Annotated in this window: 19 protein-coding genes and 3 tRNA genes; 15 read left to right on the top strand and 7 right to left on the bottom strand. The window is 59.0% G+C overall.

From position 1 onward, the window contains the following. Positions 1 to 113: 113 nt before the first annotated feature. The 7 genes from ACQREB_RS05475 to ACQREB_RS05445 form a co-directional block, all read right to left on the bottom strand. On the bottom strand, positions 114 to 911 hold the full coding sequence (locus ACQREB_RS05475; RefSeq protein ID WP_427766254.1) for a glycosyltransferase family 32 protein: 798 nt from the start codon (positions 909 to 911) through the stop codon (positions 114 to 116). After that, a complete protein-coding gene (locus tag ACQREB_RS05470; RefSeq protein WP_427766251.1) occupies positions 908 to 2,140 on the bottom strand; it encodes a polysaccharide pyruvyl transferase family protein in 1,233 nt (410 codons plus the stop codon). The genes ACQREB_RS05475 and ACQREB_RS05470 overlap by 4 nt, the downstream gene beginning before the upstream one ends. Further along, positions 2,137 to 3,483 carry a Coenzyme F420 hydrogenase/dehydrogenase, beta subunit C-terminal domain gene (locus tag ACQREB_RS05465; protein WP_427766249.1) on the bottom strand — a complete coding sequence of 449 codons (1,347 nt, stop codon included), beginning with the start codon at positions 3,481 to 3,483 and terminating at the stop codon, positions 2,137 to 2,139. The genes ACQREB_RS05470 and ACQREB_RS05465 overlap by 4 nt, the downstream gene beginning before the upstream one ends. Next, positions 3,480 to 5,012 carry a lipopolysaccharide biosynthesis protein gene (locus ACQREB_RS05460; protein ID WP_427766246.1) on the bottom strand — a complete coding sequence of 511 codons (1,533 nt, stop codon included), beginning with the start codon at positions 5,010 to 5,012 and terminating at the stop codon, positions 3,480 to 3,482. The genes ACQREB_RS05465 and ACQREB_RS05460 overlap by 4 nt, the downstream gene beginning before the upstream one ends. Before the next feature lie 359 nt (positions 5,013 to 5,371). After that, entirely contained in the window at positions 5,372 to 6,409 is a 1,038-nt protein-coding gene (locus ACQREB_RS05455; RefSeq protein WP_427766244.1) for a glycosyltransferase family 2 protein, read from the bottom strand. Positions 6,410 to 6,430: 21 nt separating this feature from the next. Then, positions 6,431 to 6,922 carry a GbsR/MarR family transcriptional regulator gene (locus ACQREB_RS05450; RefSeq protein WP_427766241.1) on the bottom strand — a complete coding sequence of 164 codons (492 nt, stop codon included), beginning with the start codon at positions 6,920 to 6,922 and terminating at the stop codon, positions 6,431 to 6,433. 357 nt (positions 6,923 to 7,279) lie between these two features. Next, positions 7,280 to 7,367, bottom strand: a tRNA-Ser gene (locus ACQREB_RS05445). A 107-nt stretch (positions 7,368 to 7,474) separates the two neighbouring features. Between ACQREB_RS05445 and ACQREB_RS05440 the strand changes: the two genes are divergently transcribed. The 15 genes from ACQREB_RS05440 to ACQREB_RS05370 all read left to right on the top strand — a co-directional run bounded on the left by ACQREB_RS05440 (position 7,475) and on the right by ACQREB_RS05370 (position 25,236). Beyond that, positions 7,475 to 8,230, top strand: a complete 756-nt coding sequence (locus ACQREB_RS05440) for a hypothetical protein (RefSeq protein ID WP_427766239.1) — start codon at positions 7,475 to 7,477, stop codon at positions 8,228 to 8,230. A gap of 92 nt (positions 8,231 to 8,322) precedes the next feature. Beyond that, positions 8,323 to 8,398 (top strand) — tRNA-Thr (locus tag ACQREB_RS05435). Between the two features lie 48 nt (positions 8,399 to 8,446). Beyond that, on the top strand, positions 8,447 to 9,655 hold the full coding sequence (tuf, locus tag ACQREB_RS05430) for an elongation factor Tu (protein ID WP_427766236.1): 1,209 nt from the start codon (positions 8,447 to 8,449) through the stop codon (positions 9,653 to 9,655). 73 nt (positions 9,656 to 9,728) lie between these two features. Beyond that, positions 9,729 to 9,802 (top strand) — tRNA-Trp (locus ACQREB_RS05425). 9 nt (positions 9,803 to 9,811) lie between these two features. Further along, positions 9,812 to 10,033: a preprotein translocase subunit SecE gene (secE, locus tag ACQREB_RS05420; protein WP_427766233.1), complete on the top strand. Its 222-nt coding sequence runs from the start codon at positions 9,812 to 9,814 to the stop codon at positions 10,031 to 10,033. Positions 10,034 to 10,085: 52 nt separating this feature from the next. After that, complete coding sequence (gene nusG / locus ACQREB_RS05415; protein WP_427766230.1) at positions 10,086 to 10,664, top strand: transcription termination/antitermination protein NusG; 579 nt, start codon at positions 10,086 to 10,088, stop codon at positions 10,662 to 10,664. 38 nt (positions 10,665 to 10,702) lie between these two features. After that, complete coding sequence (gene rplK, locus ACQREB_RS05410; protein ID WP_427766227.1) at positions 10,703 to 11,128, top strand: 50S ribosomal protein L11; 426 nt, start codon at positions 10,703 to 10,705, stop codon at positions 11,126 to 11,128. Between the two features lie 44 nt (positions 11,129 to 11,172). Next, complete coding sequence (gene rplA, locus ACQREB_RS05405) at positions 11,173 to 11,868, top strand: 50S ribosomal protein L1 (RefSeq protein WP_427766225.1); 696 nt, start codon at positions 11,173 to 11,175, stop codon at positions 11,866 to 11,868. A 17-nt stretch (positions 11,869 to 11,885) separates the two neighbouring features. Continuing rightward, entirely contained in the window at positions 11,886 to 12,380 is a 495-nt protein-coding gene (gene rplJ, locus ACQREB_RS05400) for a 50S ribosomal protein L10 (RefSeq protein WP_427766223.1), read from the top strand. Between the two features lie 141 nt (positions 12,381 to 12,521). Continuing rightward, positions 12,522 to 12,896 (top strand): 50S ribosomal protein L7/L12, encoded by a 375-nt coding sequence (gene rplL, locus ACQREB_RS05395; RefSeq protein WP_427766221.1) that lies wholly within the window; start codon positions 12,522 to 12,524, stop codon positions 12,894 to 12,896. 156 nt (positions 12,897 to 13,052) lie between these two features. After that, entirely contained in the window at positions 13,053 to 16,787 is a 3,735-nt protein-coding gene (gene rpoB / locus ACQREB_RS05390) for a DNA-directed RNA polymerase subunit beta (RefSeq protein ID WP_427766219.1), read from the top strand. Positions 16,788 to 16,837: 50 nt separating this feature from the next. Beyond that, entirely contained in the window at positions 16,838 to 21,013 is a 4,176-nt protein-coding gene (gene rpoC / locus ACQREB_RS05385) for a DNA-directed RNA polymerase subunit beta' (protein WP_427766217.1), read from the top strand. Between the two features lie 68 nt (positions 21,014 to 21,081). Next, complete coding sequence (locus ACQREB_RS05380; RefSeq protein WP_427766214.1) at positions 21,082 to 22,272, top strand: outer membrane beta-barrel protein; 1,191 nt, start codon at positions 21,082 to 21,084, stop codon at positions 22,270 to 22,272. A gap of 142 nt (positions 22,273 to 22,414) precedes the next feature. Then, positions 22,415 to 22,966 (top strand): polysaccharide biosynthesis/export family protein, encoded by a 552-nt coding sequence (locus ACQREB_RS05375; RefSeq protein WP_427766213.1) that lies wholly within the window; start codon positions 22,415 to 22,417, stop codon positions 22,964 to 22,966. 5 nt (positions 22,967 to 22,971) lie between these two features. Further along, a complete protein-coding gene (locus ACQREB_RS05370) occupies positions 22,972 to 25,236 on the top strand; it encodes a GumC family protein (protein ID WP_427766211.1) in 2,265 nt (754 codons plus the stop codon). The last annotated feature ends 1 nt before the right edge of the window (position 25,237 follow it).

The raw sequence follows: 25,237 nt of genomic DNA, 5'->3' as shown, positions 1-25,237 counted from the left end.
CGCAATCGAATACGCAAAAAGAGCCGCTTCGCGAAAACGTGAAGCAACTCTTTCCCCGCGTGTGAAATGAATTCTTTGCGAAAATGAGACAGCGTTCCCGTCAACGAGACCCGCTATACCCCCCCCCCCCGTTTATTTCCGCCAATCCGACGTACGAGAGCATTCCAGTTTTTCTTTGGATTTCGGAAGAGTATAAAAGCCAATGAAAGCGCCAGAGCCGCGCGTGCACCGAAGCGTCGTTTCGTCCAGTAATAAATCCGTTCTCGCCGAGAGTGCCACGATGCCGCGAAATGGTGAATCGTGTATGTGTTCGCCGTCAGACGAATTTCTCCCGTTTCCCATGACTTCGGACTGAAATATTCCGTGGGATAAATGAATACGCCGTCGATTTCCATGATTCCGGGCTTCGGTTTCAGTCCGCGCCGCAGAAGAATTTCGGACGTGTATTGAACCACCGTCTTGAAATTATAGACGCCCGGCGAAAGCTCGAAATGAAGCTCATGGTAGGCGTTTAATATGTCTTTATAGAGCCCGAGACCGGGCGCACACGCGAGCCCGAGACCGGGATTCACGCTGTTTTCGGCGGGAACGTTCCGCTCCAAGCCCATAAATGCGCCTCGCTCCAGAATTTCGTCCATCGGCCGCAGCACTTCCACGTCTGTGTCAAAATAAACACCGCCCTGTTCGTAGAGAATTTTGAAACGCGCGTAGTCGCTAACGAACGCGTATTTTTTCGCCGCATATGCTTCGCGCGTGTAAGCGATTGCGTTGACGTCGAAGTTGTCTTCGTTCCATTCCCGAATTTCCCAGCCCGGGAAAAAACGTTCCCACGAAGCGATGCACTTTTTCGCCAACGCGGGCAGTTCTCCGCGCCCGAACCAACAGTAATGAATGATTTTGGGTATGCTCATGATTTGCCTTTCCGAATTTCCTCTTCGCATTTTGCTAATGCCGTTCTCAGAAATTCCAATGATCGTTCCCGTAACGCGGACAGTTTCTCGCGGACGGACGCCCAATCAATCGGCGCGTCCATTGCCGCCGAAAAATCTCCCCCTTTGTAAATCCGATCGCTCAGTCCCAAAGAGAAAAGAAATGAATTCGGACGGGCGTTCAGCACCGCGTAGCGTCCTTTGAGAGGCAGGAGCAAAAATTGTTTTTCGAACAGAACCGCAAAAACCACACCGTGAAACGAATTTGTGACGACGTATTCCGAATCGCGGTAATGCGCCAGCCATTCTGGAATCGAGTCAAAGGCGTATTCAGCGCCTGGAAGCCTGTCGTAGGCGAGATTCATGCCGTCGGAAAGAGTCGCAACAAAACGGCATCCGCGGGAACGGCAAAAATCTTTTTGCGCCGCATAATGCACGTCATCTGCTTCGTCGAAATTCAAACCATAGAAGAAAAAGCATTTCTGTTCCCGCATGGAGGGAACGGCGGCTGCGACTTCCAAATATGCATCCATGTCCAAAAGACAAGTCGGGTCCAAGACGTGGGCGGCGTCCGTCCTTCCGGCTTTTCTGCAAATTTCAACGCCTGTGTTTTCACGAACGGACACGGCGGAAAATTTTTTCAGATGCGGTGCAATCGCCGACAAATATTCTTTTCCGAAATCTGAGGCTCCGAAACTCGCCGCGTAAGAAATGCGCGGCGTTCCCGCAGAGCCGAAATCTAGGAACATCGCTCGATGCCAGTCTCCGAACACATTGTTCTCCGTACTCCAAACGACATCGGAGCCGACGGCGTAGATGTCTGCGACGGGCGGATCAGAGAGCAGTTCTTCCAATGACTTGTATCGGCGCTCGCTGACTCGGATGTTCGTTGCTCTGAATCCGTCGAAGTCCCTCCGGTCCTCAGATTCGAATGCTAGCGCGCGGGAACGCTCAATTTTTGCGAAATTCCTCGCTCGCCTGGAGCGAAGATATTTGGTCAATGCCATCGGATTCAGGCATTTCAACATTCTCCGGAAAAGCGAAATGCAGACATCTGCCTTCGTCCGTTTTTTCGGCACCGAATTTCCGCCGAAACGAATGAGGAACGGATCATGCCCTTCTCTCTGAAAAATTTTTTGAAGAGCATAGCACTGCAAGACCTGACCGTAATTATTTTTTGACCACCAGAATGTGATTCCGCCGATTTTCATTTTTTCCCTTTCTTTCCGAGAATCTTTTTTGCAATTTCCAAAAGCCGGAGCGCCCGCAAAGTGCGGACGACAATCGAAAAGCACACCTGCTTTCCGTTTCGACGAATGCGCGTCAGATACGGCAAAGGTCTGAATTTCCTGACGGCGACGTCCAATGGGACCCCACGCTCAATTGACGCGAAAAATGCTTTCCGCTTAGGATGCGGAAGCAACGATTCTTCGAGCGACCGGATACCGCGAGCCTGGGCGTACGCCTTGGGTATCAGCTCGACGGAATCTGACGCCCGTATAGCCGCCAGACCGCGCTCTGTATTGGCGAGAACGAGGGAACAGCCGAGATCGTCGTCCAATTCCGCTTCGATTCCCCAAAAATCTCCGAGAACCAGATCCGATCCGGATTTCTGAAATTTAGCGGGACATGTGGCGCATGAAGGACGATTTGCCAAGTCGCTCAGAAACGCGTTCATGTAGGTGTTTTCCGCCCAATAGTGGCATGGCTCTAAAAAGCTCAACTTCGTATTTTTGTCTCCGCTTTGCGGCGACCACGTAAGCGCAAGACTGTATTTCTTCCATCCGCCCGGAGGAGATTTGCTTCGCAGGCTTAGAGTGCGGATTTCGACATGGTCTTCATTGCTTCCGCAATCAGTCGTACGCGAAGAACGCGCCCCTAAATCTTTCCCGTCAGATTTCCCGTCGGGTTTACTTCCTAGCTTCTTTTTGAGATCCCGAAGATAAATTCTCCAAATCTTTGGAGAAGGAACGCCGTGACAGACCACTTCTACGGCGAGCAGGTTCGGAAAATCCGCGCGCAGCGCGCGCCGCAGCCCCGCAATCTGGCACGGCGTTCCCGTGAACATCACTTCGCGTCCGGCTCGCAGAAATTCGCGCGCCTTGCGGAACGTGTCGCCGACGCGCGACTGCAGATACTTGCTCCCGCGAAACGCCGCGAGCCCTTCGAGCGTTTCCGTGAAATCGTGCACGACCTCGGTGAAATCCGAGTTCCAGCGCGCGCCGAACACGACGCCGCCATTCCTTATCACGCGTTCGGCCAACGCGGAAAAAACGCCTCCGGAAGAGCTCTGAAAGCGGATTGCTTCGTCGAGATTTTTCGCAGCGAAAACGACGGGGTCACACCCTCCATTCGGAAAATTTCGCGGGCGCTCGCCGCGATTGATCATCGGACAGACGTTCTCGCAGAGATGGCACTCGATGCATCGCGATGCGTCCGTTTCCGGATAGAGGAAGCCTTCGTTGTCTTCCTGCATTTTTATGCAGTTTTTCGGACAGACGGTTTCGCAGGCGTGACAGCCGCAACAATCTTCTTTTCGTCGGAGAACTATCATTTGTCTTTCGAAAATTTATTGATGAAAAATTGCTTGAAGAACGTTCGCTCTTCCTTGTTGAATCCGATGAAAAATGTGATTACGGGAACGCAGATGCCCGTCGCAGCTCCTGAAATCGCGAGTTTCGCCCATCCGTCATTCATCGCGAAAACGAGAGGAAGAGAAATGCAGAGGCACGAAAGACTCACTAAGACGGCGCGACCGAAAACGCATCGCAGATATTTGCCCGGAGAAAAATACGGAATCATTCGGCGCAGGTAAAAAATCCGCCAGACGGAAACTGTGAAATTCACGGCGGTGCGAACGACGATGACAGAGACAGGCGAATATCCGCACCATAGAAGCAGAATGCTTACGGGAACATTCGTGAGGATCAGACTGCTGACAATCATCTGGTAATTGCGAATCTTTCCGGTCGCGCTTGCGGAAATGCATAGCGACGACGCAAGCGCATCAATGACAGAAGACACGATGATCCAACGGACAAAACCCGCCGTGTGTTCCGGAACGTTTCCGAGCCAGATTTCCAAAATGAAATCGGCGTTGATGAGGATTGGAGTCGCCAAGAACACCATCAGAAAAAATGAAAACTTCGAGGCTCTGAAAACTAACTTCAAAAACGCGCCTTCGTTTTCCGCCGAGTACAGTTTTGTGATCTGCGGCGAGAACGCCGTTTGAAAATTCATGACGAACTGATAGACCGCTGCGTAAACCTGATTGGCGATGCCCATCGCGGCGTTCACGGCGACGCCGCAGAAAATGTTCACCACCATGTTGATACCCTGGCTGTTCGCCATGTTCGCGACGCCGCCGAAAAGCCACCACCCGGAAAACGAGACGAGCTCGCGGAAGAGTTTTTTGTCGCGGAAGGGGCGATAGATGGCCGTCCGCGGGAACGCGCGGCGGCAGTATGCGACGTGGACGATCTGCATCAGCACGCCCACGGCGAAGGTCAGCGCCGCGTAGAGTACGAGCTTGTCCGCGTTCCCGATCACGAGCAGATAGACGATGCCGAGCCGCAGAAACGTCGTCGCGATGCTCGCCCAGGCGTAAAACGTCATGCGCTCGTAGGCGATGATCGTCGCGTTGTAGGGCACGAGCATGATGCCCAGAAGCGTGCTCGCGACCGAGAACTGATAGACCCAGTTCGCCGCCGCCATGCGCTCGGCGGGAATGTTCAGCTGCGCGTTCAGAAACCACAGTCCGAGCGTTTCCGCGAGCAGGAGCACCGCGCCCGCGATGGCGAAATGCACGCTCATCGACATCGAGAATACGCGCCCGACCTGCGCGAAGTCCCTGCGCCCGAGCTCGAAGTTGAGAAAGCGCTGCGTCGCCGAGGACATCGCCGCGTTGAGGAAGGAAAAGAGCACGACCACGCCGCCGACGACGTTGTAGATGCCGAAGTCCTCGACGCCGAGCGTCTGCAGCACGACGCGCGAAGTGAACAGCGACACGATCATCGAAACGCCCATGCGCACGTAGAGCGCGAGCGTGTTCTTGGCGATGCGGCGGTTGTCGGAGGAAATCATTTCAGGCGGGTTCCGAAGATTTCAGCGGGCTTTTTGGGGAAGCGACATTCCTGTCGCTTGGCGAAATCCCTCCGAAGGAAATTTTTTTGAAGAAGGTTTCCGAAAAGCGACTGGAAAGCGAGGCGTGGAGCCAAGTCGCTTCCCCGGAAGGAAGAGGTTTTTGGGGGCGAAGACATTCCTGTCTTCGTTCCCGCGGCGAGCGGTTCCCGAAGGACGAAATTTCGCCGCTCGATTCGCGGGAACGCTTTTGGGGAAGCGACATTCCTGTCGCTTGGCGAAGTCCCTCCGAAAGAAATTTCCTTGAAAAAGGTTTCCGAAAAGCGACTGGAAAGTCGCTTCCCCAAAAAGCGCGTTTTCGTTCATCGGAAAAACCTCCGTTTCAAAAACGCGGCGACGACGATCGCCTTCGCGACGGCGAGCACATAAACGAAGCCGAGCGGCGCGGGAAGCAGGTGGTGCAGGTAACGCAGTTTCCCCGCCGCGCCGAGAGCCGCGAAAGTTTTTCGAGAAAATCCGCGGGAACGCACGGCGGAACGATACGTCTCCCACGACGCGCCGTAGGGGCGCGCGTTGAACGTCAGCCCCTCCCGCCACGACGCGACGAAGCGCACGACGTCGGCGTCGCCGAACAGGGTGCGTTCCCGCGCGAACGCGTCCATTTCGTCAGCGATGCGCACGAGCGAATCGAGATTTTTTCGGGACTTCGCGGTCATGATCGAATTGCCGCGGATCGTGTAGACGTAGGTCGGCGCGCGCACGACGCACATCGATTCGGCGACGCACGCGAGCTGGAACGACCAAAGATTGTCCTCGTGGAGCAGCCCCTCGGCGAAACGCAGGTTTTCGCGGACGAGAAATTCGCGCTTCACGAGGCGATTCCACGCCATCATGAACCACTCGCCTCGCAGATAGCGCGCGCGGATTTCGGCGTTCCCGCGGATGAAGCCGTCGGCGGCCTTCACGGGAATGAAGCACGATCGGTCGCCCCCGGAAGCGTAGTTGCCGAGCACGAAATCGACGCGGCGTTCGCGCAGAGGCTCGGCGAGCAGCGCGACGCAGTCGGGCGTGAGGAGGTCGTCGCTGTCGAGAAAATAGACGTATTCCCCGGTCGCGGCGTCGGCGCCGGTGTTGCGGGCGGCGGAGAGGCCGCGGTTGCGTTCGTGGCGCACGACGCGGAAGCGGACGTTCCCGCGGTAGGCGGCGATGCGTTCCCGCAGGACGTCCATGCTCGCGTCCGGCCCGCGGTCGTCCACGAAAACGCATTCGAGGTTCGGATACGTCTGCGCGGCGACGGAATCGAAGCAGCGCCCGACATATTTTTCCACGCCGTACACGGGCACGACGATCGAAACCGCCGGCAGGAGAAGGCTTTTCGCGGAAGCTTTGTTCGTGTCCATTCGCGGTTCCTTTTTTCCGCGTCAGCCGAGGATTTTTTCGACGGCGGGAACGAGTGAGGCGAGCGCGTCCTTCGCCGCGCGCAGCTTCGCGATCTTCGTCTTCGCGGCGTTCCCGCGCGCGAGCTTCGACGCGTGATCCAGGCGCAGCGAAGTCTTTTCCAACGCGGGCAGGAGAATCTCGTGGAGCGCTCCCGCGGCGAATTTTTTCAGGTCCGTCTCCGCCTCGAAGAAGTCCTTGCGTTCGCCGAGCCGGATCACGACGCGGATCGCGCCGAAGCGCCGCAGCAGCTGCGTCGCCTCCACGCACGCGCCGCGCGAGAGCAGGAGCTTTTCCTGCAGGTCGGTGATCGCGAGCGGCTCGTCCGCGCAGTAGAGCGCGCCGTAAACCATGCCGACGCTCTTGCGCAGCCCGAGCATCGCGGCCCCGCGGCAGAACACTTCGACCACGGCGAGCTCCCACGCCTCCAGCGCGGGCAGAGGAGCTTCGGATTTCCTGTCATTCTTCTTTGACATGGCAGGAAACACTGACGGTTTAAAATACCGGTGGCAAGTCCGAAATTTCGACCACGGAAGACACGGGAAAGCACGGAATTCTTCTTTGGCGAAAAATCGCGGGAATGCAGGGGAGAAGCGGCATTCCTGCCGCTTTTTTGAATTTCCCGAAAGCTGATTTCGCCGAAGCGACAGGAATGTCGCTTTCCCTCTGGTTGAAATTCCGCGCGATTTGACCGAGGGGGAAATCCTTTTGTTTATGCGGCTTCGGAGTCGTTTTCCCCTCGGTATTTTAAACCGAGGGGGGGGGCGGGCGGCGCGCGGCGGGCGGGGAAAACGACGAATCCCGTCCGGAAGGCGGGCGGGATTCGCGAAAAATGGCGGAGAGAGAGGGATTCGAACCCCCGGTGCCTTGCGGCACACCTGATTTCGAGTCAGGCACAATCGGCCACTCTGTCATCTCTCCGTAAGGCCGAAAAAGGAGCAAGCATCAAAAAGTTTCGCGCGGAAATAGTCAACCGGAAATTTTGTGGTGGCAAAAGAAGGCGCTTTGCGAGAAAATTTTTCTCCGTCGTGAATACCGCAGAGCCGAGCCGTTCGTCCCGCGCGCTTCGCGCCGTCCGCGAACGTTTTTTCGTGAGCGAGCGGCGCGCGTTCCTCTGCGCGCTCGCGGCGTGCGCGTGCGCGTTTCTCGCGTTTTCGCCGGAGCTGCGTTTCGACGGCGCCGCCGAGGAGCGGGCGTTCCCGCGGATTGGCGTTTCCGACGAGGTGAGCGAGGAGGAGGATCTGCGCGATTCCGCGCCGCTCTTTCTGCCGACGCGCTGGAACGGGGGCGACGAGAATCTGGCGGCGGAGCTGGACGTGGCGCAGGACGAGAACCTTTCCTTCGGCGGCATATTCTTTCTGGATTCGGACGGGAACAGGGCGGTGCTGGAGCCGCGCGATCTTGAGGCGGACGAGAAGGACGTCTTCGTTCCCGCGAAGCGCTGGGATCTTGTCCGCGCGTTCGGGCAGCGGGGCGACGCTGAGGAGGCGGCTCGGGCGGAAGGCGGCGTGAAGATGGCGGTGTTCGATTCGATGCGCGGGACGGCGGTCTTCTTCGGGAAGGCGGTCGCCGACGGCGTTCCCGCGACGGAGTTCGAGGATCCGAAGATGCTGCTGCGCCCGGTGGAGATCTTCTGCTACGGCGAACCGACGCGGCGGCAGTTCTACATCGTGTCCTCGTCGGAGGACAGCAAGACGGACGCGGCGGCGCTGAAGCTCGTGAAATCCTGGGCTCGGGAGCATCTCCGCGGCGCGGGCGAGTACCGTTTCCGGCTGGGGAAATAATTTTTTTGAAAAAAGTGTTGACGATTTCCCCGAAAATGAAAAAATGACCGCTCCTTTTTGTTCCGCTCCGGCGATACGGGAAGGAGACGGTTGCCCTTGTAGCTCAGTCGGTAGAGCGCGTCCTTGGTAAGGACGAGGTCGGCAGTTCAAGTCTGCTCGGGGGCTCCATCCACGAATTTTCAACATAATCATAAACAACTAAAACAAATACAGAATATGGCTAAAGAAACCTACGTTCGCACGAAACCGCACGTCAATGTCGGCACCATCGGTCACATCGACCATGGCAAGACGACGACGACCGCCGCTATCCTCGCCGTCCAGGCCTGCAAAGGTCTCGCGGTCGTCAAGGCTTACGCGGACATCGCGAAAGGCGGAACGGTCCGCGACGCGACCAAGACGGTCACGATCGCCGCTGCGCACGTCGAATATGAATCGGAAAAGCGCCACTACGCGCACGTCGACTGCCCCGGCCACGCCGACTTCGTCAAGAACATGATCACCGGCGCCGCCCAGATGGACGGTGCGATTCTCGTCGTCTCCGCCGCCGACGGACCGATGCCGCAGACGAAGGAACACGTCCTTCTCGCCCGCCAGGTCGGCGTGCCGAAGATCGTCGTTTGGCTGAACAAGTGCGACCTTCTCGACGACCCGGATCTGCTCGAGCTCGTCGAAATGGAAATCCGCGACCTCCTCAATAAGTATGAGTTCGACGGCGACAATGCCAAGATCGTCCGCGGTTCCGCGACGCAGGCTCTCGAAGACGCCGCCGCGAACAACGCCGAAGGCCCGGGCTACAAGGCGATTACGGAACTCATGGAAGTTCTCGACAGCGAAATTCCGGAACCGGAACGCGCGCTCGACCAGCCCTTCATGATGTCCGTCGAAGACGTGTTCTCGATCACGGGCCGCGGCACGGTCGCCACGGGACGTATCGAAAAGGGCGTCATCAAGGTCGGCGAAGAAGTCGAAATCATCGGTCTCGCGGACACGCAGAAGTCCACGGTCACGGGCGTCGAAATGTTCCGTAAGAGCCTCGATCAGGGCCAGGCGGGCGACAACGTCGGCGTGCTCCTCCGCGGCATCGAAAAGGACCAGGTGCAGCGCGGCCAGGTGCTCGCGAAGCCGGGCTCCATCCACCCGCACACGCAGGCCAAGGCTCAGATTTACGTCCTCACGAAGGAAGAAGGCGGCCGCCACACGCCGTTCTTCACGAACTATCGTCCGCAGTTCTTCTTCGGCACGGCTGACGTCACGGGCGTCGTGAAGCTGGCCGCCGGCACGGAAATGGTCATGCCGGGCGACAACGTCGAGATCGAAATCGAACTCGGCAAGCCGGTCGCGATGGAAAAGGGTCAGCGCTTCGCCATCCGCGAAGGCGGCCGCACGATCGGTTCCGGCCGTATCATCGACATCATCAAGTAATCGAGGATAAACGGGATTTCGCGGATGCCGGGACGGAGCGTTATCCGTTCCCGGCTTCCGCACCTAAACTCACAGGGCAGTAGTTCAACGGTAGAACAGCGGTCTCCAAAACCGCATATGAGGGTTCGATTCCTTCCTGCCCTGCCACTTTAAGCAATGTTTTCAAAAATCTTCAGCTTCGTCGGGACCGTTCGGCGTTTCTTCAACGAAACCTGCACGGAGGTCTTCAAGAAGGCGATCTGGCCTAAGCCGAAAGAACTCGCCCAGTACACGGCGGTCGTCTGTGTCGCGGTGATCGTTCTGACGTGCGTCATCTTCGCCTTCGACCTGTCCTTGGGAAGCCTGATTCAATTTTTGACCAAACTTGTGAGCGCCTAAAATTTCTTAGGCGTTTTTCCAGCATAAAACAACTTTCAATAAGACAGACACCATGGAACAGGCGGAAGCGGAAAGCGGCTTTGATTGGTATGCGATTCAGACTCTCTCCAACATGGAGCAGAAGGTGGAGAACTATCTCAAGAAGTTCGTCGAGATCGAAGGACTGCAGGACTACATCAAGGACATCCTGATGCCGACCGAAACTGTCCAGGAGGTCCGCAACGGAAAGAAGACGCAGCGGAAGCGCAAGCTTTATCCGAACTACATCTTCCTGCGCATGCGTCTGTTCGACGAAGAGGGGCGTCTCATCAACAAGCCCTGGTTCTTCGTGCGCAATGTGCAGGGCGTGATCGACTTCATTGGCGGCGAACACCCGGTCAAGCTCAAGAAATCTGAAATCGATCAGATTCTGGAGCAGGTCGAGGCCGCCAAGAACAAGGTCGTCCCGAAGGTGCAGTTCCACGAAGGCGAAGAGGTGAAGATCCTCGAAGGTCCCTTCGTGAATCTGACGGGAGCGATCGATTCCATCGACGTCGAGCGTCAGAAGATGCAGGTCTCCGTTTCGATTTTCGGTCGTCTTACGCCGGTCGAGCTCGAGTTCTGGCAAGTGGAGCGTGTCGTTGAAAGTTGATTCCAACGTTCGAAATCAAACTTTAAAAATACAGACAAATGGCAAAAAAAGTAGTAGGTGAAATCAGACTCCAGCTCCCGGCGGGCGCGGCGAATCCGGCTCCTCCGGTCGGCCCGGCTCTCGGCGCGAAGGGCGTCAACATCATGGCGTTCTGCAAGGAGTACAATGCTCGCACGAAAGACCAGGCGGGAATGATTCTCCCGGTCGTCATCACGGTTTACCAGGACAAGTCCTTCACGTTCATCCTCAAGACGCCGCCGGCGGCGGTGCTCCTGAAGAAGGCCGCCAAGATCGAAAGCGGCTCCGGCGTTCCCAACAAGGACAAGGTCGGCAAGGTGACGCGCAAGCAGATTCTCGAAATCGTCGAGATCAAGAAAAAGGACCTCAACGCCGTCGACGCGAACCAGGCCGCCCGCATGATTGAAGGCACGGCCCGTTCGATGGGCATCGAGGTCGTCGGATAAGAATTCGTACTGCGATCAGGCAGGAGACAAAGAAAGTCGAAAACATGCAGAAAAAAGAATCCAAACGTTATACGGCAACGAAGGCCGTCGGCGATTTGGCGGCGTCCTATTCCGTCGCGGAGGCGGTCGAGATGCTCGCGAAGATGCCGAAGGCCAAGTTTGACGAAACCGTCGAGATTAGCGCCCGTCTGGGCGTCGATCCCAAACAGTCCGACCAGATGGTCCGCGGGACCGTCTCGCTTCCGAACGGCAGCGGCAAGAAGGTCGCCGTCATCGTCTTCACGGAAAATCCGCAGGAGGCGCTCGACGCCGGCGCGGACGCCGCGGGTCTGGCGGATCTCATCGAAAAGGTGAACTCCGGCTGGACCGGCTTCGACGTCGCCATTTCCACGACTTCCGCGATGAAGGACGTGCGCAAGGTGGCCCGCGTGCTCGGTCCCCGCGGACTGATGCCGAACCCGAAGTCGGGAACGGTTTCGGACGACATTCCCGCCACGATCAAGGCGGTCAAGGGCGGCCGCGTCGAGTTCAAGATGGACAAGACGGCCAACATCGCCATCGTCATCGGCAAGCGTTCCTTCGACGCCAAGCAGCTCGCCGAAAACGCGGAAGCCGCGATTCAGGCTCTCGTCAAGGCGGAGCCCGAAGCGCTGAAAGGCACGAAGTTCATCAAGTCGCTGACGGTCAGCTCCACGATGAGCGCCGGCGTCAAGATTGACGTCAAACCCTACATCGCGTAAGAAAGGACCGAGAAAACATGAGATCCGAAAAGAAATTTCTCGTAGACGAAGTCGCGCAGCACCTCGCCAAATCCAACTATCTGCTTTTGGCGGACTTCACGCAGGTCACGGTCGCCGACGCCGCTTCGATCCGTTCGCAGATTCGCGAATTCGGCGCGGAGTATCACGTCGTCAAGAACAGCATTCTCAACATCGCCGCGAAGAGCGCGAATCTTCCGGACATCGCCCAGTACCTGACGGGCCACACGGCCATCGTCACCGGCGGCGACAATCCGAGCGGAGTCGCGAAGGTGCTCTTCAAGTTCTTCAAGGACAAGTCCCGTCTCGAAATCAAGGCGGGCGTCGTCGAAGGGGAACTGCTGAACAAGGACGCCGTCGAAGAGCTCTCCAAGCTCCCGTCCCTCGCGGAAGCGCGCGCGCTCTTCCTCTCGCTCCTCTCGACGCCGGCCGGCTCGTTCGTCCGCGTTCTCGTCGCGAAGAACGACAAGGAGAGCGGAGCCGCCGCGGAGTGAAACCCTTTTTCGGACCGTCGTTCCGGCGTTCCCGTCGGCGCGGCGGTTCGGGAAAAACAATCCAAAGAAATCGGTTAGGGGCGATAACCCCTTAAATGTCCGCAATTCCGCGGACGCTAATCATTCAAGGAAACAAAAACTATGTCAGACATCACCAAAGAACAAGTCATCGAATGGCTGAGCGCCCAGCCCGTCAAGGAAATGGTCGCTCTCGTCAAGGAACTCGAAGAACTCTGGGGCGTTTCCGCCGCTCCGGTCGCCGTCGCCGGCGCCGCCGGTGCCGCCGCCGCTCCGGCTGAAGAGAAGACGGAATTCGACGTCATTCTCGTCAACAAGGGCTCGAGCGCCATCAACGTCATCAAGGAAGTCCGCGCGATCACGGGTCTCGGCCTCAAGGAAGCCAAGGAACTCGTCGAAAGCGCTCCGAAAGCCATTAAGGAAGGCTGCACCAAAGAGGAAGCCAAGCAGATCGAGGAAAAGCTTAAAGCGGCCGGCGCCACGGTCGAAGTCAAGTAATTTCTTGAGCTTCTCCTCACATTCAAATCCGGAGTTGCGGACAGTGTTGCGCTGTCCGCATTTCCGGTTTGAAGAGAAAGGGCGTTTTTCGTCCTTTCTCTTCAACTCCCCTTTTACATACAAAATTTTTAACTGAACCCAACAAGGACACTATCCATGTCAACGCGCAAAAATTTTGGTACTCTCAGCGAGATCATTCCTCCGCCGAATCTTATCGAAAATCAAATCAACTCCTACAACGAGTTCTTGCAACGTGATTTGCCGGCGGCGAGCCGCAGACCGGTTGGGTTGGAAGGCGTCTTCCGCGAAATTTTCCCGATTGAAAGCTACGACGGCCGCTGCCGCGTCGAATACGTGAGCTACAACCTGGAAGCGCCGAAATACACGGAGCTCGAATGCATCCGCGAAGGCATCACGTATTCCGTCAAGCTGTTCCTGAAGCTGCGCCTCTGCGAAGAGGGCGACCGCATCAAGGAAGAAGAAATCTTCATGGGCGAAATCCCGCTGATCACGGACCGCGGTTCGTTCATCGTCAACGGCGCCGAGCGCGTCATCGTCAGCCAGCTGCACCGTTCTCCGGGTCTCTGCTTCGAGCAGAGCGACCACTCCAGCGGCAAAACCCTTTTCGCCTTCCGCATCATTCCCGACCGCGGAACCTGGCTTGAAGTGCAGTTCGACCAGAACGATCTGCTCTACGTCTATCTGGACCGCCGCCGCCGCCGCCGCAAATTTCTCATCACGACGCTCCTGCGCGCCTTCGGCTATTCGACGGACGCGGAAATCATGGAGCTGTTCTACAATTTCGAGACGCTCAAGGTCAAAAAGGCGATCGAAATGGACGGCGTCTCCAAGTACGTTCTCGTCGAGGACATCGTCGATTCCGAAAAAGGGAAGATTCTCGCGCGCGCGTTCGAGCCGATCACGAAGACCATTCTGCGCGAAGTCGAGAAGATCGGCATCGCCTCGGTCCGCGTCATCGACACGTCGATCGACGACGGCGCCATCATCCGCGCGCTGAAGAAGGATCCGACGCGCAACGAGGAAGAAGCGCTGAAGGACATCTACAAAGTGCTCCGCCCGGGCGAGCCCGCGACGGTCGCGAACGCGCGTCTGCTGCTGAAGCGCCTTTTCCAGGATCCGAAACGCTACGATCTCGGGAGCGTCGGCCGCTACAAAATCAATCAGAAGCTGAATCTCAAGACGCCGATCGAAACGCGCATCATTCAGATCGAGGACATCGTCCAGGCGACGAAATACCTCTGCAACCTGAAGCGCGGGGACGGCGTCGTGGACGACATCGACCACCTCGGCGCGCGCCGCATCCGCAACGTCGGCGAGCTGCTTGCGAACCAGTGCCGCATCGGCCTCGCGCGCACGGAGCGCCACGTCCGCGACCGCATGGCGATGTTCGATCCGAGCGTCGAGACCATCACGCCCGGCCGCCTCATCAATCCGAAAGCGCTTTCGACGGTCGTGCGCGACTTCTTCGCGCGCAGCCAGCTCTCGCAGTTCATGGACCAGATCAACCCGCTGTCCGAGCTCACGCACAAGCGCCGCTTGTCCGCTCTCGGGCCGGGAGGTCTCAACCGCGACCGTGCGGGCTTCGAAGTCCGCGACGTGCATCCTTCGCATTACGGCCGCATCTGCCCGATCGAAACGCCTGAAGGCCCGAACATCGGTCTCATCAACTCGCTCGCGACGTATGCGCGCGTGAACGAGTTCGGCTTCATCGAAGCGCCTTACCGCAAGGTCGTGAAGGGACGCGTGACGAACACCGTCGAGTACATGACCGCGGACGACGAAGAGCGCTACAAGGTCGCGCAGGCGAACTCCGAAACGGACGAAAAGGGCAATCTCATCGGCAAGGTGACGGCGCGCTACCGCGACGACGTCCTTTCGCTCGATCCGACGGAAGTTGACTACATCGACGTTTCTCCGAAACAGGTCGTTTCCGTGGCGGCGGGGCTGATTCCGTTCCTCGAACACGACGACGCGAACCGCGCGCTCATGGGCTCGAACATGCAGCGCCAGGGCGTGCCGCTGCTGCAGCCGGAAGCGCCTTACGTCGGCACCGGGCTCGAACAGCGCGTCGCGGAAGACTCGAAGACCGTTTCGCTCGCGCTCGAGGACGGCATCGTCGCCTCCGTGGACGCCCGCAAGATCGTCATTTCCAAGGACGGCAAGGAAAACGGCAAGGACGCGATCACGTACGAACTCCGCAAGTTCCTGCGCTCCAACGCGACGACCTGCTTCAATCAGCGTCCGGTCGTGAAGAAGGGCGAAAAGGTCAAGAAGGGGCAGTGCATCGCCGACGGCGCCGCGACGCAGGACGGCGAGCTCGCGCTCGGCCGCAACGTTCTCGTGGCGTTCATGCCGTGGAACGGCTACAACTTCGAAGACGCGATTCTGCTCAGCGAGCGCGTGCTGAAGGACGACGTCTTCACCTCGATCCACATCGAAGAGTTCGAAGTCACGGCCCGCGACACGAAGCTCGGGCCGGAAGAAATCACCCGCGACATTCCGAATGTCGGCGAGGACGCGCTGCGCAATCTCGACCGCTCCGGCGTCATTCGCGTCGGCGCGGAAGTCGGCCCCGGCGACATTCTCGTCGGCAAGATCACGCCGAAGTCCGAAACCGAACTCGCGCCGGAAGAAAAGCTCCTCCGTGCCATCTTCGGCGAAAAGGCGGCGGACGTTAAGGATTCCTCGCTCAAGGTGCCTTCGGGAACGTACGGCATCATCATGGACGTGAAGGTCTCCTGCCGTTCCGACAAGGAAGCGGAAAAGACGCAGTCGCAGTCCGACATGCGCCGCCAGATCAAGAGCGTGAACGAGACGTTCCGCTCCGAGTCCGAAAAGCTCCGCGACGAGCTCACGGAATCGCTTTCCAACATTCTGCTCGGAGAAAAGATTCCGCTCGACGTCGTCAACAGCGACAACGGCGAAGTCATCATTCCCGCGGGCCGCAAGATCACGAAGACGCTGCTGCGCAAGCTCGCGTCCGTTTCGAAATACATCGAAATGCCGCAGTCTCCCGTCCGCATCAAGATCATGCGCATCGTCGAGGATTACCAGAAGCGTTTCGACGAGCTCGAGGCGGAACGCGACCGCAAGGTCGCCGCGATCGAATCCGGCGAAGACGATTCCGGCGTCATCAAGAACGTCAAGGTCTACATCGCCGCGAAGCGCAAGATTCAGGTCGGCGACAAGATGGCGGGCCGTCACGGGAACAAGGGCGTCGTCGCCCGCATCGTTCCCGTGGAGGACATGCCGTTCCTGCCGGACGGCACACCGGTGGACATCTGCCTGAATCCTCTGGGCGTTCCTTCCCGAATGAACGTCGGGCAGGTTCTCGAAACGCACTTGGGCTGGGCCTGCAAAAAGCTCGGCATCAAGGTCGCGACGCCGATTTTCGACGGCATTCCGGAAGAAAAGATCCGCGGTTATCTCGACGAAGCCGGGCTGCCGCACAGCGGCAAGACGATTCTCTTCGACGGCCGCACCGGCGAGCCGTTCGACCAGGACGTCGTCGTCGGAATCATCTACATGATGAAGCTGAACCACCTCGTCGCGGACAAGATTCACGCCCGCGCGGTCGGTCCCTACAGCCTCATCACGCAGCAGCCTCTCGGCGGCAAGGCGCAGTACGGCGGACAACGACTCGGGGAAATGGAAGTGTGGGCTCTCGAAGGCTACGGCGCCGCGCATACGCTCCAGGAATTCCTCACCGTCAAGTCCGACGACGTCGCCGGCAGAACGAAGATGTACGAAAATCTCGTCAAGGGCGACAACAGCCTCGCGGCGGGAACGCCGCAGTCGTTCAACGTTCTGGTCAAGGAAATGCAGGCCCTGGGGCTGGACGTCCGCATGGGAGATTCGGCGGCGCTCTGAGCGGGTGCCCCGGACTCCTCCAAAAATCAACCATTTAAGGAACATTATCGATGAACCACGCAGAATCCGACATCAGCAACAACGAGCGCGAGCCGTCGTTCGACTACGTTTCCATTTCCATCGCGTCGCCGGACGCGATCCGTCAGTGGTCTCACGGGGAAGTCAAGAACCCGGAAACCATCAACTACCGCACGTTCAAGCCTGAACCGGGAGGACTTTTCTGCCAGCGCATCTTCGGGCCGGTCCGCGACTACGAATGCGCCTGCGGCAAGTACAAGCGCATCAAGTTCAAGGGCGTCGTCTGCGACCGCTGCGGCGTCGAAGTCACGGTCTCGCGGGAACGCCGCCGCCGCATGGGGCACATCGAGCTCGCCGTTCCCGTCGCGCACATCTGGTTTCTGAAGTCGATGCCGTCGCGTCTCGGGCTTCTGCTCGACATGACGGCGCGCCAGCTCGAATCCGTCATCTACTACGAAAAGTATCTGATCGTCGATCCCGGCAAGACGCCGTTCGAGGCGAAGCAGCTGCTCTCCGCCGAAGAATACAATCAGGCGGTGCAGGAATACGGCGACGACGCGTTCGTGGCGAAGATGGGCGCGGAAGCGCTCCGCGACGTGCTCGCGGCGCTCGATCTGCCGCAGGTCGTCCAGGAACTGCAGGAGCAGATGTCGAACACGCGCTCCAAGCAGGCGAAGCTCAAGCTCGCCCGCCGTCTGAAGGTCATTCAGGGCTTCATCGAATCCGGCAATCGTCCGGAATGGATGATTCTCGAAGTCCTGCCCGTGATTCCGCCGGATCTGCGCCCGCTCGTCCCGCTCGACGGCGGCCGCTTCGCGACGTCGGACCTCAACGACCTTTACCGCCGCGTCATCAACCGCAACAACCGTCTCCGCAGCCTGCTGCAGCTGAAGACGCCGGACGTCATCATCAACAACGAAAAGCGCATGCTCCAAGAATCCGTGGACGCGCTCTTCGACAACGGTCGCCACGGCCGCGCCGTCACGGGTGCGGGCAACCGTCCGCTCAAGTCCCTCAGCGACATGCTCAAGGGCAAGCAGGGCCGTTTCCGTCAGAACCTCCTCGGCAAGCGCGTGGACTACTCCGGACGCTCCGTCATCGTCATCGGCCCGGATCTGAAGCTCAACCAGTGCGGTCTGCCGAAGAAGATGGCGCTCGTGCTCTTTGAACCGTTCATCATCCGCCGCCTAAAGGAGCTCGGCTTCGTGCACACCGTCCGCGGCGCGCGCAAGATGATCGAAAAGCGTCCGCCGGAAGTGTGGGACATTCTCGAAGAAGTCACCAAGGGCCACCCGGTCATGCTCAACCGCGCGCCGACGCTGCACCGTCTTTCGATTCAGGCGTTCGAGCCCGTGCTCATCGAAGGCGACGCGATGCGTCTGCACCCGCTGACCTGCACCGCGTACAACGCGGACTTCGACGGCGACCAGATGGCGGTCCACGTTCCGCTCTCGACGGAAGCGATCATGGAGTGCAAGCTCCTCATGCTTTCGACGAACAACATCTTCTCTCCGTCGAGCGGCAAGCCGATCATCACGCCTTCGCAGGACATCATTCTCGGCGCGTACTATCTTACGTTCGAGCCGCCGGCGCAGCCGAAGGAGGGCGAGCACGTTCCGCTCGTCGGTTCCGTCGAGGAAGCGCAGATGGCGGAAATGGACGGCGCGCTGCACTTCCACAGCTGGGTCGATTTCGTCAATCCCGACTTCGGCAAATCGACGTTCTACGGGAACGCCGACAAGAAGATCATCCGCACCACGGTCGGCCGCATCATCTTTAATCAGATCTGGCCGAAGAAGCGTCTCGTCGACGACGCGACCGTTCCCGCGGACGGCATGGGCTTCATCAATTTCTCGGTGAAGAAGGGACAGATCGGCGACCTGATTCTCAATTCCTACAGGCTCGTCGGCAAGGAAGGCGTTCCCGAAGTCGTGGACGGCCTGAAGGCCATGGGCTTCAAGATCGCGACGCGCGCCGGCATCTCCATCGGTATCGGCGACATGATCTTCCCGAAGGAAAAGGCGGACATCGTCAAGAAATCCTCCGCGAAGCGCGACGAAGTCGAGGCGCAGTACAAGAAGGGCATCATCACCGCCGGCGAGCGCTACAACAAGACGGTCAACATCTGGACGGAGGCGACGAACCAGATCGCGTCCGCCGTGTTCAAGACGCTCGAGGCGTCCGCTGTCCCCGCGGTTTCGCTCAAGGGCAAGGCGGCGGAATCCGATCCGCGCAACAAGGGCCGCTGGATTCTCAACCCGGTCTACGTCATGATGGACTCCGGCGCCCGAGGCAACAAGCAGCAGGTGCGCCAGCTCTGCGGCGCCCGCGGCCTCATGGCGAAGCCGAACGGCGAAATCATCGAGCGCCCGATTCTTTCGTCCTTCCGCGACGGTCTGACGATCGGCGAATACTTCATTTCCACCCACGGCGCGCGCAAGGGTCTCGCGGACACCGCGCTCAAGACGGCGGACGCCGGCTACATGACGCGTAAACTCTGCGACGTGGCGATGGACGTCATCGTCACCGTCGACGACGACGGCAACCGCGACGGCATCTGGAAGCGAGCCATCCGAGACGGCGAAGACGAAATCGTCAAGCTCTCCGAGCGCATCGTCGGCCGCTGCTCGTGCGAGGACGTGCGCAATCCGCAGGAACCGGACGAAATTCTCGTCCGCTCCGGCGAAATGATTTCCGCCGCCGCCGCGAAGAAGATCGAGGACTCCGGCATCGAGCGCGTCAAGGTCATGTCGCCGCTCACGCACATGAAGGTGAACAGCATTCCGGCGCTGGCGTACGGGCTCGACCCGTCCACGGGAGCGCTCGTCAAGCGCGGTTCTTCCGTCGGTATCATCGCGGCTCAGTCCATCGGCGAGCCGGGCACGCAGCTCACCATGCGCACGTTCCACATCGGCGGCATCGCGAATCAGATTCTCAAGAATCCGGAAATCCGCGTTCCCGTCGGCGGCGTCGTCCGCTACAAGAATCTGCGTTACGTCGAAATCGGCGAGAACGTCGCGGTCGCGCTCAACAAGACGGGCTCGATCGAAATTCTCGACGAAAAGGATCCTTCGAAAGTCATCGACGAGCACGAAATCGTCATCGGCACGTTCCTTTCGGTGCTCGACGGCGGTGTCATCAAGTCCGGCGAACTGCTCGCGAAATGGGACCCGCACAACATCCCGATTCTCTCCGAAAAGGCGGGAAGCGTGCGTTTCCGCGACATGATTCCGGGCGTCACCGTTTCCGCTGAAATGAACGAGGCGACGGGGCAGGTGCAGACGGTCGTCATCGAACACAGCGACGACCTGAATCCGTCCGTCGAAGTCGTCGTCAACGGTAAGTGCGTCGCGACGCACGCGATTCCGACGGGCGCGCAGGTGGTCGTCTCCGAAGGCGACGACATTCTTCCGGGCGCGATGCTCGCGAAGACGCCGCGTTCGGCGTCCAAGACGCAGGACATCACCGGCGGTCTGCCGCGCGTTGCCGAGCTCTTCGAAGCGCGTCGCCCGAAGGAAGTCGCCGAAATGGCGCGCGCGGACGGCATCGTCTCCTTCGGCGGCACGCTCCGCGGCAAGAAGCGCCTCGTCATCACGCCGGCGGACGGTGTGCCGTTCGAACATCTGATCCCGCACGGCAAGCACATCACCGTGCAGGAAGGCGACCACGTCCACAAAGGCCAGCTGCTCACGGAAGGTTCGCCCGACCCGCACGAAATTCTCGAAGTGCTCGGCCTCGAGGCGATTCAGAATCACATCATCGAAGAGATTCAGCGCGTTTATCGCGCGCAGGGCGTCACGATCAACGACAAGCACATCGAAATCATCGTCGCGCGCATGCTCCGCAAGGTGAAGATCGTCGATCCGGGCGACACCAAATTCCTCTGGGACGAAAAGGTGGACCGCTCGATGATTCTCGAAGAGAACGCCCGCATCGAAGAAATGGGCGGCGCTCCCGCGACTTACGTTCCCGTGCTGCTCGGCATCACGAAGGCGTCCCTCGAGACGGAATCCTTCATCTCCGCCGCGTCCTTCCAGGAAACGCCGCGCGTCCTCACCGACGCCGCCACGCTTTCGAAGAAGGACATGCTGACGGGCTTCAAGGAAAACGTCATCATGGGTCACTTGATTCCGTCCGGAACCGGCCTGCCGGCCTACCGCAATCTCCGCCTGACGACGCTCGGCGGCGAAGAGGCGAGCGAAATGTGATTTTTCGCTTGCCTCCGGAATCAAATACCGTAAAAGTTTAAGGACATTTAACTTAAATTCTCAGAAATATGAAAACCGTTTTCGCATCTTCCTTCACCGTGGCGGCTCTCTGCGCCGCCGCCGTTCCCGCGTTCGCGGGAGCGCCCCTGTACCAGTTCGACGACGGAACGTCGATTTCTGCGCTCTGCTCGGCGCGCGTGGAATTCAACGACAATATCTACCTGCGTTCTTCGGACAAGGATTCCGACGTCATCCTGCACCTCATTCCCGGCCTTGAGCTTTCCAAAGGCAGCAAGGACGCGCAGTCCTCGATCAAGTTCACGGTCACGGAAGACCTGAGCATGTACATGGACGACGACGAAAACAATTATCAGGCCACGCACGTGAACGCCGCCTACAGCTACGCGGGCGCGCGCCTCAGCGGCACGATCGCCGCCGGCTTCGACATGAATCAGAACACGACGAGCCGCGACATCAAGGCCGGCGACATGATCGAGTACTACACCTACTACGCGAAAGCGATCGGTTCCTACAAGATCGGCGAAAAGGTTTCCGTCACGTCCGGTTTCTCCTGGAACGGAACGGCTTATCAGGATCACCGCGACTCCTACAACGACCGCGAAACTTATTCCGTTCCGGTGAGCGTCTATCACTCCGTTCTCACGGAAAAGCTCCGCGCCGGTCTTTCCTACGAATACCGCTACACGGACCTCGCCGCCAACGGACGTGAACGTTCTCTGGGTACGAATCCCGGCTATCAGCAGGTTCACTTCTTCGGCGTTTCCGCCGTCGGCGAAGTCACCGAAAAGCTCACGGTCGACGGTCGCGTCGGTTACACGACGAGCGACTACAGCCGCCGCACCACGGGCAACAACGACGACCGCGAAAACACGCTCGGCCTGAACGCCGCGTTTAACTGGGCTGCGACGGAAAAGACGTCCGTGCGTCTCGCGCTTTCCCGCGACTTCGAAATCTCCGGCAACGGCGACGACATCACCTCCACGGGCGTCGCGCTCACCGCGAATCACCGCATGGACACGCACTGGTCGTTCAACGCCGGTCTCGACTACCGCAACGACGATTACAATAACCGAGACCGCAAGGACGACGTCTACACCGCCCGCGTTGGATCCAACTACAACGTCAACGAGTATCTGAACATCGCCGCTTCCTACAGCTTCCAGTGGGACGATTCGAACGATTCCGATTCGGAATACACGAAGAACCTCGTGTCGCTCTCGCTCAACTTCCGCTACTGAGCGGAAGCGGGCGAGAGTCAAGCATGATGCTTTTTTTGAAATGAAGAAAAACAGTTTTTTCAAGAGAGTTGCCGCGTCCTGCGCAACTCTTTTTTTTGTCTGCGTTTTCGCCGCCTGCACGCCTGAGGCGACGGATCGGGATTTGCGCGGAGACAAGCCGCTGCTGACTCTCGAGAAGCCCGTCTATCGTATCCGCCCGATGGATATGGTGCGCGTCGAAATCACGATCCAGAAGGACGGCCGCCGCGAGGTCATGCCCGGCGAATACCGCGTTTCCGCGGACGGACACATTCCGCTCATGTATCTGAATCAGGTGCAGGTGGCGGGACTGACGCTCCCGGAGGCCGCGGAAAAGATCAAACGCGCCTACATCGACCAGGGCTACTTCAAGAAGCCCGAAGTCATCCTGCAGATTTCCTCTTACGCCGAACGCCGCGTCTACATCGACGGTTTCGTGGCGGTCGCCGGTCCCGTCAACATGCCGATGGAAGAGGAGCTGACGCTCGTCCGCGCCATCACCGCCGCCCGCGGTCTGCAGCCGCGCGCGTCGCGCACGGATCTGATTCTCATCCGCAACGTGAACGGCGAAGAAAAGAAGTACATCATCAACCTGAAGGAGATTCAGGAAGGCAACGCGCCCGACATTCTCCTGCAGGAAGGCGATAAAATTTACGTTCAAGATTCCAAGATTTGATCAAAATGTCCGAGAACGCATCTCCTAAGGAACCCCAGGAAACGCAGGCGCCCGAGAGCGGGAACGCCGCGACTCCGCCGCCCTCCGGTTATCGCGGCGGTTACGGCTACGGATACGGCTACAGCTACGGTTACGGGGAAGCTCCGAGCCTGGCGGACGTCGCCGGCGGGCTTTCCGAAACGCTGCAGAACCGCACGCTCGGCGACTACATCGCCATTTTCCGGGAACGCATCTGGTACGTCATTCTTTCGGCGTTCATCGTGCTCGCGGGAGCGCTCGTCTACACCTACAACATCGTTCCCGAATACACCGCGTCGGGCCGCGTTCAGGTGCTGCGTCAGGCGATCAATCTCGGCGGCGGACGCGCCGGCGGAGAGCTTCAGGTCGGCGGACAGGACGACTTTCTCACGCAGGTCGAAATCATGACCAGCGGCCAGATCGTGGACCGCGTCGTTCAGCGCCTCACGCAGGCGGAACTTTCCGAGGTCGTCGATCCTTACCGCAACAGCGACTTCTTCTCAGGACCGCTTTCCGCCGAGGAAGTCATCGCGCGTCACCGTTCGGTTTCGCCGAAGAAATCGACGTTCATCGTCACGGTAGAATACACGCACCGCACGAAGGAAATCGCGAAGAAGATGACCGATTACTTCATCGACGAAATCTGCAAATACAACATGGAGATCCGCGCTCTCCGCGCGAATCCCGTGATCGAGACGACGCGTCAGAAAATCGAAAATCTCGAAAAGAAGATCGAGACCGAACGCCAGGAACGCGTCGATCTGGTGCGCCGCGAAAACCTGCTCGAACTCGACATGGGCACGGCCGCCGGCGAGCTTTCCGCCATCAATTCGCAGCGCGACGCCGAAAAGAAGAACTACGACGACCTGCTCGCGATTCTCAACGAAATCGACAAGGTGAAGAAGGAAGGACGCGACCTGCTCAGCCAGCCGTCCATCACGTCGAATCCGCACGTCTCCTCGCTTTTCTCCCGCCGCACCGAGCTGCGCATCAATATCGAGAGCATGCAGGAGGACTTCGGCGAAAAGCATCCGGAGCTGATTCACGCCAAGGAACAGCTCGCCGCGACCGAAGCCGAGCTGAAGAAGGCGGTCGAAAAGGCGGAAGCCGAGTTCAAGGCGAACTTCATCGCGGCGCAGCGCCGTTACGAATCCGCGAACAGGCGTGCCGTCGAAAAGACCGCGCGCCTGCAGAAGATGCGCGAAGCGAGCACGCGTCTCGAAACGCTCACCGCGCAGCTCCGCAACGACGAAGAAATGCTGCAGCGTCTGCGCCTCAATCTCGAAGACCAGAGCCTAAGCCTCACGACGACGACGACGTCCATCATTCAGCCGCTGGACGCCGCGAGCGTGCCCAACATGCCCTCGAACAAGAACTTCCTGCTGAACGCGATTTTCGCGCTCGTCGCGGGAACGGCGATCGGCGCCGGCATCGTGCTGCTGCTTTCGTTCCTGGACGACCGGATCAAGTCCGTCCGCGACATCGAAGTCTCGCTCGGGCTGCCGCTCCTCGCCTCCGTCATGCGCGTTCGCGGGACGAAGAAGAAAGGCCTCAACGACCGCTCCTCTCTGGCCTCGACCGGATACGACCGTACGGCGCAGGAAGCCTTCATTTCCCTGTATTCCGCGCTGAAGATCGGCGACGAATCCAAGAACGCGAAGCTTGTGGTCGTCACGTCCACGATGCCCTCCGAAGGCAAGACTTTCATCGCCTCCAACGTGGCGCAGACTTACGCGAATCACGGGGAGAAGGTGCTCCTGCTCGATGCCGACCTGCGTCTGCCTAACGTCGCGAATTCGCTCGAAATCGACGTTTCCGCGGGCGGGCTCAAGCGCTACATCGACGGCGAGGCGTCGCTGGACGACGTCATCGTCAAGGACGTCGTTCCCGGCATGGACGTGCTGCCGATCGAAAAATCACTGCCGAATCCGTCTCAGGTCATCAACGGCAAGAAATTCACGGAAATGCTCGCGCAGCTGCGGGATCGCTACGACCGCGTCGTCATCGACACGCCGCCGATCGCCGCCGTGTGCGACATTCTCAACATTCTGCCGAACTGCGACGGCGTCATCTACACGGTCAAATTCAACGCCGTTCAGCGCATGCAGGCGAAGACTTCGCTGCGCCGCCTCGGCGAGGCGAAGGTACCGATCTTCGGCGCCGTGCTCAACATGGTGCCCTCGCACTCCGCGCATTTCTACACGGACAAGGCCTACACCGGCGAGTACTCGCGCTACTACCGCAAAGACTGAC

Origin of the sequence: Candidatus Spyradosoma sp. SGI.093 (assembly GCF_050314555.1) — a bacterium.
Taxonomy (GTDB): Bacteria; Verrucomicrobiota; Verrucomicrobiia; order Opitutales; family UBA953; genus Spyradosoma.
This window is presented reverse-complemented; position numbering and strand designations above follow the sequence as displayed.

Bases quoted from the DNA above. Each gene is read 5' to 3' on its own strand.
- ACQREB_RS05380 (WP_427766214.1), top strand. From the start codon at position 21,082: ATGAAAACCGTTTTCGCATCTTCCTTCACCGTGGCGGCTCTCTGCGCC.
- ACQREB_RS05475 (WP_427766254.1), bottom strand. From the start codon at position 911: ATGAGCATACCCAAAATCATTCATTACTGTTGGTTCGGGCGCGGAGAA.
- rplK (WP_427766227.1), top strand. From the start codon at position 10,703: ATGGCAAAAAAAGTAGTAGGTGAAATCAGACTCCAGCTCCCGGCGGGC.
- rplJ (WP_427766223.1), top strand. From the start codon at position 11,886: ATGAGATCCGAAAAGAAATTTCTCGTAGACGAAGTCGCGCAGCACCTC.
- nusG (WP_427766230.1), top strand. From the start codon at position 10,086: ATGGAACAGGCGGAAGCGGAAAGCGGCTTTGATTGGTATGCGATTCAG.
- ACQREB_RS05465 (WP_427766249.1), bottom strand. From the start codon at position 3,483: ATGATAGTTCTCCGACGAAAAGAAGATTGTTGCGGCTGTCACGCCTGC.
- ACQREB_RS05455 (WP_427766244.1), bottom strand. From the start codon at position 6,409: ATGGACACGAACAAAGCTTCCGCGAAAAGCCTTCTCCTGCCGGCGGTT.
- tuf (WP_427766236.1), top strand. From the start codon at position 8,447: ATGGCTAAAGAAACCTACGTTCGCACGAAACCGCACGTCAATGTCGGC.
- ACQREB_RS05450 (WP_427766241.1), bottom strand. From the start codon at position 6,922: ATGTCAAAGAAGAATGACAGGAAATCCGAAGCTCCTCTGCCCGCGCTG.
- rplA (WP_427766225.1), top strand. From the start codon at position 11,173: ATGCAGAAAAAAGAATCCAAACGTTATACGGCAACGAAGGCCGTCGGC.
- ACQREB_RS05370 (WP_427766211.1), top strand. From the start codon at position 22,972: ATGTCCGAGAACGCATCTCCTAAGGAACCCCAGGAAACGCAGGCGCCC.
- rpoB (WP_427766219.1), top strand. From the start codon at position 13,053: ATGTCAACGCGCAAAAATTTTGGTACTCTCAGCGAGATCATTCCTCCG.
- secE (WP_427766233.1), top strand. From the start codon at position 9,812: ATGTTTTCAAAAATCTTCAGCTTCGTCGGGACCGTTCGGCGTTTCTTC.
- ACQREB_RS05470 (WP_427766251.1), bottom strand. From the start codon at position 2,140: ATGAAAATCGGCGGAATCACATTCTGGTGGTCAAAAAATAATTACGGT.
- rplL (WP_427766221.1), top strand. From the start codon at position 12,522: ATGTCAGACATCACCAAAGAACAAGTCATCGAATGGCTGAGCGCCCAG.
- rpoC (WP_427766217.1), top strand. From the start codon at position 16,838: ATGAACCACGCAGAATCCGACATCAGCAACAACGAGCGCGAGCCGTCG.
- ACQREB_RS05460 (WP_427766246.1), bottom strand. From the start codon at position 5,012: ATGATTTCCTCCGACAACCGCCGCATCGCCAAGAACACGCTCGCGCTC.